13 protein-coding genes and 1 pseudogene are annotated in these 13,520 nt (G+C 71.8%); 10 read left to right on the top strand and 4 right to left on the bottom strand.

Annotated elements, in window-relative coordinates; all coding sequences use genetic code 11:
* Positions 1-7: 7 nt before the first annotated feature.
* The 5 genes and pseudogenes from MKW14_RS21955 (at position 8) to MKW14_RS21935 (ending at position 3,760) form a co-directional block, all read left to right on the top strand.
* A complete protein-coding gene (locus MKW14_RS21955) occupies positions 8-1,027 on the top strand; it encodes a hydroxyacid dehydrogenase (RefSeq protein WP_240864780.1) in 1,020 nt (339 codons plus the stop codon).
* Complete coding sequence (locus MKW14_RS21950) at positions 1,024-2,904, top strand: DUF2264 domain-containing protein (RefSeq protein WP_240864779.1); 1,881 nt, start codon at positions 1,024-1,026, stop codon at positions 2,902-2,904. The genes MKW14_RS21955 and MKW14_RS21950 overlap by 4 nt, the downstream gene beginning before the upstream one ends.
* 26 nt (positions 2,905-2,930) lie before the next feature.
* Positions 2,931-3,476, top strand: coding sequence for an FG-GAP repeat protein (locus MKW14_RS21945; protein WP_240864778.1), 546 nt, complete (start codon positions 2,931-2,933; stop codon positions 3,474-3,476).
* Positions 3,398-3,586, top strand: a pseudogene (locus MKW14_RS41305) (hypothetical protein); the annotation flags it as partial. The gene MKW14_RS21945 and the pseudogene MKW14_RS41305, both read left to right, overlap by 79 nt.
* Positions 3,587-3,604: 18 nt before the next feature.
* Positions 3,605-3,760 (top strand): hypothetical protein, encoded by a 156-nt coding sequence (locus MKW14_RS21935; protein ID WP_240864777.1) that lies wholly within the window; start codon positions 3,605-3,607, stop codon positions 3,758-3,760.
* A gap of 103 nt (positions 3,761-3,863) precedes the next feature.
* On the opposite strand, the gene MKW14_RS21930 is transcribed toward MKW14_RS21935, so the two are convergent.
* On the bottom strand, positions 3,864-5,084 hold the full coding sequence (locus tag MKW14_RS21930; RefSeq protein WP_240864776.1) for a metallophosphoesterase: 1,221 nt from the start codon (positions 5,082-5,084) through the stop codon (positions 3,864-3,866).
* Positions 5,085-5,474: 390 nt separating this feature from the next.
* Complete coding sequence (locus MKW14_RS21925; RefSeq protein WP_240864775.1) at positions 5,475-6,356, bottom strand: LysR substrate-binding domain-containing protein; 882 nt, start codon at positions 6,354-6,356, stop codon at positions 5,475-5,477.
* A gap of 71 nt (positions 6,357-6,427) precedes the next feature.
* Between MKW14_RS21925 and MKW14_RS21920 the strand changes: the two genes are divergently transcribed.
* From MKW14_RS21920 to MKW14_RS21900, 5 genes are all read left to right on the top strand, one after another.
* Positions 6,428-7,633 carry a thiolase family protein gene (locus tag MKW14_RS21920; RefSeq protein WP_240864774.1) on the top strand — a complete coding sequence of 402 codons (1,206 nt, stop codon included), beginning with the start codon at positions 6,428-6,430 and terminating at the stop codon, positions 7,631-7,633.
* Positions 7,630-8,325 (top strand): 3-oxoacid CoA-transferase subunit A, encoded by a 696-nt coding sequence (locus MKW14_RS21915; protein ID WP_240864773.1) that lies wholly within the window; start codon positions 7,630-7,632, stop codon positions 8,323-8,325. Before MKW14_RS21920 ends, MKW14_RS21915 begins: the two co-directional genes overlap by 4 nt.
* Entirely contained in the window at positions 8,322-8,984 is a 663-nt protein-coding gene (locus MKW14_RS21910; protein WP_240864772.1) for a 3-oxoacid CoA-transferase subunit B, read from the top strand. The genes MKW14_RS21915 and MKW14_RS21910 overlap by 4 nt, the downstream gene beginning before the upstream one ends.
* 416 nt (positions 8,985-9,400) lie before the next feature.
* Entirely contained in the window at positions 9,401-9,775 is a 375-nt protein-coding gene (locus tag MKW14_RS21905) for an STAS domain-containing protein (protein WP_240864771.1), read from the top strand.
* A gap of 284 nt (positions 9,776-10,059) precedes the next feature.
* Entirely contained in the window at positions 10,060-10,908 is an 849-nt protein-coding gene (locus tag MKW14_RS21900) for an alpha/beta hydrolase (RefSeq protein WP_240864770.1), read from the top strand.
* 129 nt (positions 10,909-11,037) lie between these two features.
* On the opposite strand, the gene MKW14_RS21895 is transcribed toward MKW14_RS21900, so the two are convergent.
* Both MKW14_RS21895 and MKW14_RS21890 read right to left on the bottom strand, forming a co-directional pair.
* Positions 11,038-12,315 carry a PucR family transcriptional regulator gene (locus tag MKW14_RS21895; protein WP_502628180.1) on the bottom strand — a complete coding sequence of 426 codons (1,278 nt, stop codon included), beginning with the start codon at positions 12,313-12,315 and terminating at the stop codon, positions 11,038-11,040.
* A gap of 901 nt (positions 12,316-13,216) precedes the next feature.
* Positions 13,217-13,519 carry a hypothetical protein gene (locus MKW14_RS21890; RefSeq protein ID WP_240864768.1) on the bottom strand — a complete coding sequence of 101 codons (303 nt, stop codon included), beginning with the start codon at positions 13,517-13,519 and terminating at the stop codon, positions 13,217-13,219.
* Position 13,520 lies beyond the last annotated feature (1 nt).

The raw sequence follows: 13,520 nt of genomic DNA, 5'->3' as shown, positions 1-13,520 counted from the left end.
CACCCCCATGACCGACTCGACGTTCCGTCCACGCGCCGCCCTCGCCATGTCCCGGGACGCGGCCGCGGCCGTCCTCGACCCCGAGTCCCTCGAAGCCCTCGCCGCGATCTGCGACCTCGCCCCACCCCCGGCACTCGACGACCTCACCACCGCGCGCGCCCGCGAAGTCCTCGCCGGCGTCGACCTGTTGATCACCGGCTGGGGCTGCCCGCCGCTGGACGCGGCCGTGCTGGCGGCGGCGCCCCGGCTGCGTGCGGTGGTCCACACCGCGGGCAGCGTCCGCGCACACATCACCGAGGCCTGCTGGGAGCGCGGCATCGAGGTCTCCTCGGCCGCCGCCGCCAACGCCCTGCCGGTCGCCGAGTACACCCTCGCCATGATCCTGCTGACCGGCAAACACGTCCTGGAACGCGCCCGCGAGTACCGCACCACCCGGGTCCGCGCCCCCTGGCTGCGCACCCCGCGCACCGTCGGCAACCACCGCCGCACCGTCGGCATCCTCTCCGCCTCCCTCACCGGCCGCCGCGTGATGGAGCTGCTGCGCCCCCACGACCTCGACGTCCTCCTGCACGACCCGTACGTCACCGACGCCGAGGCGGCCGAACTCGGCGCCGAACGTGTGGAGTTGGAGGAACTGTTCGTGCGCGGCGACACCGTCAGCGTGCACACCCCGCTGCTGCCCGCCACGCGCGGCCTGGTCAGCCGGACCCTGATCGACGCGATGCGGCCCGGCTCCGTGCTGATCAACACCGCACGCGGCGCCGTCATCGACCAGGGCGCGCTCACCGACGCCGCCCGGGCCGGCCGCATCCGTGCCGTCCTCGACGTCACCGCCCCCGAAGTCCTGCCGCCGCAGCACCCGTTGTGGGACTGCGACAACGTTCTCATCACCCCGCACCTGGCCGGTTCCCAGGGCAACGAGTGGCGGCGCCTGGCCGAACTCGCCGTCGCCGAGACGGCCCGCTGGGTCGCCGGTGCCGGTTTCCTGCATCCCGTACGACGCGAGAGGCTGGCGTACACGGCATGACCCTTCCCTTCCAACTCCTCCCGGAAGACCGGGAGTCGAGCCCGTACACCGGATACACCCGAGCCCACTGGGAAGCCGTCGCCGACGGTCTGCTGGCCGCCGCCTGGCGCTGGAGCACCCCGGGCAGCGCCCTGCTCGACCTGCCCGGACGGCCCTCCCGCTCGGGCGTGCGCTCCGACGGCCTGGAGGGCTACGCCCGCACCTTCCTCGCCGCCGCCTTCCGCGTCGCCGGAGCGGGCGGCGCCGACCCGCACGGCTGGCTGGACCGCTACGCGAGCGGCGTCACCGCCGGCACCCGGACACCCGGCCGCGACGACACCGAGTCCTGGCCGCTCATCCTCGACCACCACGTCCAGGGCCAGCCCATGGTCGAGTCGGCGTCGATCGCGCTCGGCCTGCGCCTGACCGCGCCCTGGCTGTGGAAGAACCTCGACGCCGACGTACAGGACCGCGCCGAGGAATGGCTGCGCGGCGCGCTGCGGCACACGCCCGCCCCGAACAACTGGTACCTCTTCCCCTACACCGTCGCCGGGTTCCTGGAGTCGGTGGGCCGCGCCGACGCCGAGACGGCGGCCGTACGGCAGCGCGCACGGGAGCTGCTGGAGGGCTGGTACGTCGGCGACGGCTGGTACACCGACGGCGACGCCCGGGCCTTCGACCACTACAACGGCTGGGCCCTGCACCTGTATCCGGTCCTGGACGCCCATCTGGCCGGCACGGACGACGCCGTGTACGGCGCCCGCCTGCGCGAACACCTCGACGCCTTCTCCCTGTTCTTCGCCGCGAACGGCGCCCCCCTGCACTACGGCCGCTCCCTCACCTACCGCTTCGCCGCCTCGGCCGCCGTCGGCCTCGGCGCCGTCACCGGCCACACCCCGCTCACCCCGGGCACCTCCCGCCGCCTCATCAGCGGCAGCCTGCGGCACTTCCTGGACCGGGGCGCCCTCACCGAGGACGGCCTGCTGAGCCTGGGCTGGTACGGCCCGCACGAGGCGACCCTGCAGACCTACTCCGGCCCCTCCTCGCCGTACTGGGCCTCGAAGGCGTTCGTCGCCCTGCTCGCCCCGCCGAACCATCCGCTGTGGACCGACCCCGAGGAGCCCGCGCCGGTCGAGACGGCCGACCGGGTCCTCGCGCTGCCCGCACCCGGCCTTCTGCTCCAGTCGACCCGCGCCGACGGGATCGTACGACTGCACAACCACGGCACCGACCATGTGCGGCCGCACGAGGGTGACTCGGCGGACGCGGACGATCCGCACTACGGGCGGTTGGCGTACTCGACGCACACGGGACCCACGGCGAAGGGCAACACCGCCGACAACCACCTGTCCGTCGAGGTGGGCGGCCGGGGGAGTGTCCGGTGCCGCGTGCGTCCGCTGGGAGCGGGCGGTGGTGGCGGCTGGGGCTGGGCCGCCTCCTGGCACCGGCCGGTCTACGCCGGGGGCCCGCCGATGGTGCCGGGACTGCGCGTGGAGAGCGTGACGGTGGCCCGGGGGCCGTACGAACTCCGCATCCACCGTGTCCTCGGCGCGCCCGCCAACTCGCGGGCCACGCAGACCGGTTGGGCCACCGGCCCGGACGAACCCCTCGTCTCGGCCCTGCACGCCCTGCACGGCTGGGACGAGGAGCCCACCTCGATCCGCGCACCCCAGGGGACGGCCTGCACCCGCTGGGCCCAGGTCCCTCGCCTGACCGGCCGCACGGGCGGTACGACCGTCCATGTGTCCCTGGCCGCCCTCGCCACGGAGCCGGTCGCGCTGCGGGAGGCCGTTTCCGGTGTGGAGGTCAGCGACTCCCGGGTGGAGGTCACCTGGGCGCGTGACGGGGCGCGGACACGCGTGGAGTGGGAGCCGCTCAGGGTGTCGCTCGTGGAGTAGGGGGGCCGTGGCCGGAGGCCCGGGCGGTGAGACGACGGACCGTGGAAGAGGCGGTGGACATGCGCAGACGCCCGTTACGTGCCCTTGTCGCGGGGCTCCTGCTCGCGGGGGCCGCCGTGGCGGGGATCCGGCAGTGGGCGGCGGGGACGGGAACGCCGGGCGGGGTGAGCGTGGCGGCGGCCACCGTGGGCTCCGGCAGGGCCGCCGACGTCGACGGTGACGGCTACGACGACCTCGCCGTCGGGGCGCCGGGCGCGGCTGTCCGGGGCAAGGACGGTGCGGGATACGTGGGATTGGCCTTCGGCTCGAAGACGGGGGTCCATGTCGCCAGGCACCAGGTCCTCAGCCGGGCGTACCCCGGTGTCCCCGGTGAGCCGCGGGCCCACGAACGGTTCGGTTCCGCCCTCGCGCTCGGCGACATGGACGGCGACGGCCACGCGGACCTGGTCGTCGGCGCGAGCGGTGCGACGGCAGGCGACGTGCGGGGCGCCGGATCGGTGACCGTGGTCTTCGGCGCGCGGACCGGCCTGTCGCACCGCGCCATCGCCTTCCACGCACCGGCTCCGAGCTGAACGGCTCCCGGGCGCGGACGATCTCCCCCGACACCGAAGGAGTCGTCGGCGTCGCCGAGACGGGGGACCGGTTCGGCTCGACGCTGGCGCTCGGCGACTACGACGGCGACGGAACGACCGACCTGGCCGTGGGCGCTCCGGGCAAGTGGAAGGGCGTCGGAGCGGTCGGCGTGCTGTACGGCGGCGCCCACGGCCCGTCCGGCGACCGCTCGATCCTCTTCGGCCCGGACTCACTGCGCGCCGACGAGGCCGGGGCGTCCTTCGGAGCGGCCCTCGGCGGCTGACACCGGGGCGGTTCCCGCCGCCGGCCCTCCCAGCCGGATCGCCATGTACGTCGTCCTGACAGTGATACTCGGTCAGTGGGCGGACTGACGTCGCAGTTCCCGGCTACGGCGAGGTGGGCCGGTGCGGGGAGCGGAGGACGAGCAGGGTGATCTCGCTGGGTGCGAAGACGCGGAACGGTGGGCCCCAGAAGCCGGTGCCGCGGCTGGTGTAGAGGAGGGTGCGCGGGCCGTGGTGGGTGAGGCCGGCGAGGGCGGGCTGGTCGAGGCGGACCAGGTGGTGGAAGGGCCAGATCTGGCCGCCGTGGGTGTGGCCCGAGAGCTGGAGGTCGACACCGGCGGCTGCCGCCCGGTCGACGAACTTGGGCTGGTGGGCCAGGAGCAGGACGGGCAGGTCGGGGTCGGCGCCGTCCAGCGCTCCGGCGAGGTGCGCGCGGTGGCCGGCCAGGCCGGACGACTCGGCGGTGACGTCGTCGACGCCGGCGAGCACGAGGGTGTCGCCTCCGCGTTCGAGCAGCAGATGGCGGTTGCGCAGCGGCTCCCAGCCCAGTTCGTCCATCAGGTCGACCCAGCCCTGGGCCTCGCTGTAGTACTCGTGGTTGCCGGTGACGTACACACGGGCCCGGGTGGCCTTCACGGTGCCCAGGGGGACGGCCTGGGCGCGGCGGCGTTCGGCCGTGCCGTCCGCGATGTCGCCGGTGTGGCAGACCACGTCGGCTTCCAGCGCGTTCACCGTCTCGCACACCCGTGCCGACCAGCGGGCGCGATCGAGCGGGCCGTAGTGGGTGTCGGTGATGAGGACGACCCGGAGCCCGTCCAGCCCGGCGCCCAGCCGCGGGAGTCGCACGTCGAGTCGGCGCACGCGTGGCACGCGGCGGGCCTCGGCGTACCCCCAGGCGAGCAGTACGGCGGCCACGGCGAGGACGGCCCACGTGACGATCCGGGCCCGGTCCTGGCTCTCGCCGACGCCCGCCACCGTCAGGGCGAGCCGCAGGAGGACGCCGAGCAGCACCGACCAGGTGAACAGGATCCAGCTGCCGCCCAGCAGGGTGTCCCCGACGATCGCCATCCGGTCCTGCTGGCGCCGGCCGTGGCCGCGCACCATCGCGAGCGGCATACCGGCCAGGCCGAGGGCGAACAGGGCGGTGCCGGTCAGCGTGACGGGCAGCGGCCAGTGCTGGCCCGCGTACAGGAGCACCCAGCAGGGCACGGTCCACAGCAGGACGGGGGCGATCAGGGGTATGTAGCGCATCAGGCGGTACAGCGGGCTCCGCCGCGGTGCCTGTGCCTCGCCCTCCGCGGGCCGGGTGTCGCTGGTGTCGGTCACGCTTCCCCTCCAGACAGGGCTGCCCTTTCGCGCACTGTATCCGGTCGACCTCCGCATGGACCGTGATCGGGGGCGACGGCCTCGGTACGCGGGACTGCGGTCCCCCCCCCATGAGCGGCATGATGGCCGCGGCCGTACGCCTGGCACGAGCGTGACATGCCGCGGCCCGCCGTGCCCGGCTGCCGAGGGGTTCGCCGACGGTGTCACCGAGGGGGACAGCGTGCGTCTGCCCGACGCCAGGATCCAGCCCATCGTCTTCCGCGGCCGCGGTCGGCGCACCTGTGGACGGCGGGTGGAGGTCGCCGGCCCCGAGGCGTTCCAGCCGGCGGAGTTCATCCGCATGCGCCACTGGACAGGGTTGCCCGGTCTGCCGGCCGCATGGGCGGCGGCTCACAGAGTCGCCCGGATGATCCTGACCGTCCGGGCCAGGTGGGGTTCGGCGCGGTCGGTTCGGTGGGCGACGGCCAGCTCCACGCGTGCGTCGGCGCCGGTCAGCGGTAGATAGGCGACTCCGTCGAGCGTCAGCGCGGTCACGGGCTCGGGGACGACGGCGACGCCGAGACCGCCGGCCACGAGCGTGATCAGCGTCGAGGTCTCGCCGACCTCGTGGCGGATGTGCGGCTCGACGCCGGCCTCGCGCAACAGGCCCAGGACGACGTCGTACATCACCGACCGGCGGCCCGCGGAATGGACGATCAGGTCGGTACCCGCGAGATCCGCGGCGCGCAGCCGCTTTCGGTGCGCGAGGGGGTGGTCGACCGGTGCGGCCACGACGAGCCGGTCCCGGCGCAGGGTGTGCACGGTGAGGGAGAGGTCGGCGGCCACCGGGCGCAACAGCGCGACGTCGATCGCGCCGGTGCGCAGCGCCTCCACCTGGTCGGGCGCGAGCATCTCACCGCGGAAGGAGAAGTCGACGCCGGGCAGTTCCTCCGTGAGCCGGCGCGAGAGCGCGGGCAGGAGGCTGTACGTCGCCGAGCCCACGCACCCGATGGTGAGGTGCCCGACCGAGCCGGCGGCGACGAGCCGTGCGTGGTGGGCGGCTTCGTCGACGTCGGCGAGGATCGCGCGCGCCCGCTCGAGGTAGGCGCGGCCGGCCTCGGTGAGGTCGACTCGGCGGGTGGTGCGGTGGAGAAGTTCGACGCCCAGCTCCGTCTCGAGCTGGCGGATCTGCTGGGACAGCGGCGGCTGGGCCATGTGCAGCCGCTCGGCCGCGCGGCCGAAGTGGCGCTCCTCGGCCACGGCCACGAAGTACCGCAGGTGGCGCAGATCCATATGTGGTCCATATCAATCGTCATGGATATGAGTACTTCAGGATATCGGGCCGCGGGCTTAGCGTCGTTGTCATGAGTGCTTTCCTCTACGCCGCGACCCGGACGCCGTTCGGCCGCTTCAACGGGGCGTTGGCCGGGGTACGCCCCGATGACCTCGCCGCCGCCGCGATCACCTCCACCCTGGCCCGCGTGCCCCGCTTCGACCCCGCCGCGATCGACGACGTGGTGTGGGGCAACGCCAACGGCGCCGGCGAGGAGAACCGCAATGTCGGCCGCATGGCCGCGCTGCTCGCCGGGCTTCCGGTGAGCGTGCCCGGCACCACCGTCAACCGCCTGTGCGGCTCCAGCCTGGACGCGGCGATGACGGCCAGCCGGACCATCGAGTCCGGCGATGCCGAGGTGGTGCTGACCGGCGGCGTCGAGTCGATGACACGGGCGCCGTGGGTGCTGCCGAAGTCGGCGAAACCGTTTCCGGCCGGCGATGTCACCGCCGTTTCGACCACGCTCGGCTGGCGGCTGGTCAACCCCCGGATGCCCAAGGAGTGGACCGTCAGCCTCGGCGAGTCCAACGAGCAGCTCCGGGAACGCTTCGGGATCTCCCGCGAGGGGCAGGACGAGTTCGCCGCCCGCTCCCACCAACTCGCCCACGCTGCCTGGGAGTCGGGCTTCTACGACGACCTCGTGGCACCGGTCGAGGGCGTCGACCTCACCCGCGACGAGGGCATCCGGCCCGGTTCCACCCCCGAGGTGCTGGCCGGGCTGAAGCCGGTCTTCCGCACACCGGACCAGGGCGGCACCATCACCGCGGGCAACGCCAGCCCGCTCAACGACGGTGCCTCCGCGGTGCTGTTGGGCAGTGAGAAGGCCGCGTCCGCGATCGGAGCCGACCCGCTCGCCCGTATCGCCGGCCGCGGGGTGATGGCGCTGGAGCCGCAGTCCTTCGGTTACGCCCCGGTCGAGGCCGCCAACCGTGCGCTGGCCCGGGCGGGCATCGGCTGGGACCAGGTGGGCGCGGTCGAGCTCAACGAGGCCTTCGCCGTGCAGTCGCTCGCCTGCCTGGACGCCTGGAAGATCGACCCCGCGATCGTCAACCAGAAGGGCGGCGCCATCGCGATCGGCCACCCGCTCGGTGCCTCGGGCGGCCGCATCCTCGCCACCCTCGCCAAGGTGCTCCGGGAGACGCGGCAGCGCTACGGCGTCGCCACGATCTGCATCGGGGTCGGCCAGGGCCTGGCCGTAGTCCTCGAGAACTGCGACACGACGGGAGCGGGCCGGTGAGCCGGGCCGAGATCGTCGACAGCGCGGACGCGGCGGTCGCCGGGATCGAGGACGGCTCCACCGTCCTGGTCGGCGGATTCGGCCTGGCCGGAATGCCGTTCGACCTGATCGACGCGTTGATCCGGCAGGGAGCGAAGGACCTCACGATCGTGTCCAACAACGCCGGCAACGGCGATGTCGGTCTGGCCGCGCTGCTGGCGGCCGGCCGGGTGCGCAAGGTGCTGTGCTCCTTCCCGCGCCAGGCCGACTCCTGGGTCTTCGACGACCTCTACCGCGCGGGGAAGATCGAGCTGGAGGTGGTGCCGCAGGGCAACCTCGCCGAGAGGATGCGCGCGGCGGGTGCCGGCATCGGCGCGTTCTACTGCCCGACCGCGGTGGGCACGCCGCTGGCCGAGGGCAAGGAGGTGCGGGAGATCGACGGCCGCACCTACCTGCTGGAGTACCCCATCAAGGGTGACTACGCGCTGATCGCCGCGCATGCCGCGGACACCCTGGGCAACCTGGTCTACCGCAAGACCGCCCGCAACTTCGGCCCCGTCATGGCCACGGCCGCCACGACGACGATCGTGCAGGTGGACAAGGTCGTCGAACCCGGCACGCTCGATCCGGAGGCCGTGGTCACCCCGTCCATCTACGTCGACCGCGTCGTCCAGGTGACGGCCCGTCAGTACACCGTCCAGGGGGCACGATGACCACGTACGCAGGGGTGCCGACCGGTGCCGACCACCGGCTCTCCATGGACGAACTGGCCGCCGTCATCGCCCGCGACATCCCGGCCGGCTCCTTCGTCAACCTCGGTATCGGACAGCCCACCAAGATCGCCGACCATCTCCCGGCCGATTCCGGGGTGGTGCTGCACACCGAGAACGGCATGCTCAACATGGGCCCGAAGGCCGAGGGCGACGCGATCGACCCCGACCTGACCAACGCCGGCAAGGTCCCGGTGACCGAGCTGCCCGGAGCGGCGTACTTCCACCACGCCGACTCCTTCGCCATGATGCGCGGCGGACACCTCGACGTCTGCGTCCTCGGCGCCTACCAGGTCGCCTTCAACGGCGACCTCGCCAACTGGCACACGGGCAGGCCCGACGACATCCCGGCCGTCGGCGGCGCGATGGACCTCGCCATCGGCGCCAAGGACGTCTACGTGATGATGACCCTCTTCACCCGCACCGGAGAGCCCAAGCTCGTACCGCGGTGCGCCTACCCGCTCACCGGCCTCGGCTGCGTCAGCCGCGTCTACACCGACCACGCGGTCTTCGACGTCGGCCCCGGCGGTGTACGGATCCGCGAGACGTACGGCGTCGGCGCCCGCGAACTGACGGAGCGACTCGGACTCACGCCGTCGTAGGGCTTTCAGCGCAGCCCGCACTGCCGGCGCAGCCCCGCGTCGCCGACGGCCTCGGTGTCACCCCATCTCGACGTAGGTGGTGCCGGTGACCTTGCGGTGGTCGTAGGTGCCGGTGACCTTGGCGCTGTCCACCACCCCCGCCCAGATCCCCGCACCCGGCGGCATCCTGGTCATCGCCCCCGACGGGGGAGCCGACCGGCCTCCACCTCCGCTCGGGCGGGCCCTCGTGGACGGGGCACCGGTGCAGCTGCCAGCGCTCGCTCGCCGGGTGGGTCGTGGGGACGAGCCGGGGTCCGCTGGGGTTCGCCTCCCAGCGGGAGACGGGCTCCGGCGACCGACGGCTACGGGCTCCGGGGCCCATGCTTTCGGTCTTCGTGGATGGATCACCGGCTGGTGGGACCGACATAATGGGGCACATGACCGGTGGGACGGACGGGCCTGGATCGCTGGATTCGTCGCCCGGCCGCGACCGGCCGGATGCGACGGTGATCCAGTATGAGCTGGGAGAGACCGCGGTGGTCGTCGCCCGCGGCGAGTTCGACATGAACACCTCGGATCCGTTGACCGACGTCCTGCATGCAGCCGCTCGCGAGCATTCGCGCGTGGTACTGGACGCCGCCGGCGTCACGTTCGCCGACTCGCTGTTGTTGACCTTGCTGCTGCGCGTGCACCGGCAGACGAGTCTGCGGGTGGCTGCGCCCTCGCCGCAGCTGCGGCGCGTACTGGAGCTCACCGGATCCGACAAGGTGCTGGATGTCCGGGCAACGGTCGAGGACGCCCTGGTCGGGTAGGCGCCTTGGCAGAACCGCGCGAACAGCAGCGCCGACGGCCGCCGGGCTGCTGCGCCGCGGGACGTGGCGTCGCACGGGCGAGGAGCTGGGCGCCGTCCGGGTTGATGGGGGCGACGGTGCTGCGGGCGACGTCCACTACCTCGTCGGGCAGCCGGCGGTACGGGCCCGGTGAGGCTGCCCGACATCGTCACCTACACCGCTCCACACGCCCGTTGCACGAGGTGGAGCGTCCGGGCGAAAACCGCTTGCGGTCAGGAGTGGTGATCGGCCTACGGTTGTTCCCCGTGACCACGGAGATGCCCTACCAGCCACTTCCGCTCGACCAGACTGACGTGCGCTACGTCCACGGACCCGACTCCGTTCCACAACCGGGTGTGCCCGCCGGCGAGACGGTCGAGTTCGAGTGGAGGAGCAGCGAGGTCTACCCGGGAACCTTCCGGAAGTTCTGGGTGCACGTGCCTGCACAGTACGACCCAGCGGTACCGGCATCCTTGATGGTGTTCCAGGACGGATGGTGGTACCTGGACCCCGCAGGGGAGGTACGCGGCGCGATCGTCCTGGACAACCTCATGCACCGCGGCGACATCCCCGTCACCATCGGCGTGTTCGTCGAGCCCGGCATCTTCCCCGACGCGGAGAACCCGAAGAACCGCAACAACGAGTACGACGCCTTCGACGACCGGTACGTCACCTTCCTCCTCACCGAGATCATCCCGCAGGTCGCGACGCGCTATGCCATCGCCCAGTCGCCCGAACAGTGGGGCATCTGCGGTGGGAGCAGCGGCGGCAACTGCGCCTTCACCGCCGCGTGGCTGCGTCCGGACAAGTTCCGCCGTGTCATCGGGTACCTGTCCAGCTTCGCGCAGATGCCGGACGGCAATCCCTTCCCGGACCTCATCTCACGCATCCCCCGCAAGCCGCTGCGTATCTTCCTGCAAGGCGGCCACCGCGACCTGCGCTGGAACGAGCCGCAGCGGAACTGGCTCGCCGAAAACCTGCGCGTGGCAGCCGCTCTCGCTGAAGCCGGCTACGACTTCCGCCTGGTTCTAGGAGACGGCGGCCACAGCCCCAACCACGGTGGCGTCCTGCTACCTGATGCGCTGCGCTGGCTGTGGCGGCCCACCGAGGACTGAGCGCAGCCTGCCGCTCGCAATGGTGAGCTGGGCGCGCCACGGTCGCACAAAGGCGTGAAGCTCCCGGCCGCCGAGCTCACAACCTAAGGTCACTCGCTTTGGCGGGCCTTCCGCAAGTCTTCCATCGGATCAACTCATCGTTGTCTTCTTGCTGTACTGGTCGGGCCCGAGGGAGGTGTCGCCTCTCGATGCCGCCGAGGACTGGTTGTTCCCTGTGGATCGCGGTCCGGGCGGTTGGGCGGAGACCTGCGCCCAGATCACCGCGAGCCACACCAGTTCGCGGTCCCTGTGGCTTTGCAGATCCAGGTCGGTGAGCTTCTCGATCTGCTTGATCCGGTACCGCAGGGTGTTGCGGTGCATATGAAGGGCGGCTGTGGTCGAGGCACTGTCGAACTGGTTCTCGGCCAGGCAAGTGAGGGTGGCCGTCAGCTCGCCGTTGTCCCCGCCCGTCAGCGGGCCGAAGACCCGCCGGGTCACCGCGTCGGCCAGTTCGGGAGAGTTCGCCAGGAGCAGCTGGGGCAGGAATTCCTCGACCCGGACGCTTCCGCGCTGATGGGACCGCGCCGCGACGGCGACCAGCAGACGCAGGTTGTCGACTGCCGTCTGAAGGCCGGTCCGTCCGGTCGGAAGGTCCTGCGCCAAAAGCAGGCGCCTGTCGGCCAGGAACGCGGACCAGTCGAATGCGGGACCGGTGAGTCCGGTGACGCGGACGTCCTCGACGAAGGCCAGGGCCCCGGCGGTGCGCAGGCGCCCCGCCAGTTCGGCGCGCTCGGTGGGGGCGGATGTGTCGAGCAGCGCGACGAAAGGCACGTACGGAGGCGTCAGATCGAAGCCCAGCCGGGCGGCACGTTCCTGGTCCTCCATGGTGATCGGCAGGCGGGCGCAGAGACGGTCGAAGAGGGTGTGGGCCCGGCGGTCGCCCTGTGCGGACGGCAGGTCCGCCTGGTCCGCGTAGGCCTGCGTGAACACCATCGTGACCACGTCGAGGTAGCTGTCGAGGTGGTGCCATCCCGTGTCGGCCCAGTCAGCCAACCGCGCTCGCCCCTCCTCGGCGGTCAGGCCGAGCACAGCGTCCCAGAAGGCGCGCGCGCCCCGGCGATGGAGGAGCAGTCCACCGTCCAGCGACTGCCCTGCGGCGGCCCACTCCCGCGCCCGCTCGTACACCTCCGACAGGTCGTAGGCGTCCGGTGGGGTGCCGCTCACCATCCAGCGGAGAATGAGGCGAGCGTGCCGGCGCAGCGCCGTGTGAAGAACGGAAGGCTCGAAGTCCCGTGCAAAGCTCACGTATTCAGGTGATCGGCGAAGTTCGTATTGCATTCGCTGTGCCACGGCATCGGCGTCGAGACGTTCCAGCGTGTCGCGCAATGCCGCTGCTTCGACGGCAGCGCGCTCGGATCGGTTGGTCATGATGTACCGGCGAGAACCGGGAGGTACGAGCTCGATGCCGCGCCGTCGCGTGCCACGGAGCTCGGGGCGTGCTCGGTGCACGACGTGCCCCTGCCCCGGTGCCGGCGTGATCCCATGATGGTTCCTTTCGTGGGGCGCGGCGGCCCCGCAGGCCGGATGCGAGGCCGATGTCGCAAACGCGGACCTGCTTCCGCAGCTGGACATTCGGGTGACCGTGTCGCGGACCGCTTCCGATGGCTGCCGGTCTCGCGGCGAATGGTGTGTATATGACATAAGGACGACGTTGTGCCCACCTCCGACTCTGGGCGCTCGCCGACCGTCCTGGTGTGTCGACGTCGTGCCTGGCCGCTCGGGCAGCGGTGGCCGTTTCGGCTCCTCGCAGCGGCCCCACCATGGTGGCTCGGGGAGAGGCGACCCTGCTAATGCCTATCTGTTCGACTCTGAAGCCGTTTCGGCATATGCCCTCTGGGCCGCGATCACCATGAGTGCCGTGCAGCGGGTGCGGACGGTGGGCCTGAGGGCGCACCGGTTCGCCGTCGGCTTCCTGCCGGTGTCATCTCACCCTCCATTTTGCACGTACCACGATCACCGATCGGCCCGGCCGCCGGTGCTTCGCGGCGACGTAACAGCAGGAGGAGGAGCGGACCGAGGGTGGCGAAACCGAGTGCGTTGCGCCAGAAGGTCGTGGCGAGCGGTGAGGCGCTGGCGTAGGCGGTGAGCGGTGCGGTGGCGGAGACGGATACGACGGTGACGACCATGCCCGTCAGCGTCAGCGTCAGCGTCAGCGTCAACGGATCGGCTTGGGGCCTCACGATCCGCCGGCCTCGATGTCCGTCGGTACGAAGGAGAGCCACTCGGTTCTTTCACGGAACACAGGTACGTCCAGACGTCCTTGCGGTACTCAGTTGGGCGGCGGGCCGGTCAGGTCAACGGATGAAAGAGGCCGGTCTGTATGAGGAAGCCCGCCGATGGGGACGCCGGGGAACCGGACGCTGTTGAGCCACCGTTGGCCGTCCGTTTCCGTCAACCCCGCCGTCCAGGCGTCCAGGAGCGCGGCCCGCACCGCCTCCTTCGACTCCTCCGGTTCCGCGTCGTCGTCCTGGGGTGCTGTCCGCTCGTCCATGCCCATTCGCACGTTGATTTGCTCTTTCCTGGTCACGAAGGGGTAGTTCCCATGCTTCCGGTGCCTGTCGGGCGCCTGCATG

Source organism: Streptomyces gilvus (assembly GCF_022513565.1).
In the GTDB taxonomy this organism is placed as follows: domain Bacteria; phylum Actinomycetota; class Actinomycetes; order Streptomycetales; family Streptomycetaceae; genus Streptomyces; species Streptomyces gilvus.
This window is presented reverse-complemented; position numbering and strand designations above follow the sequence as displayed.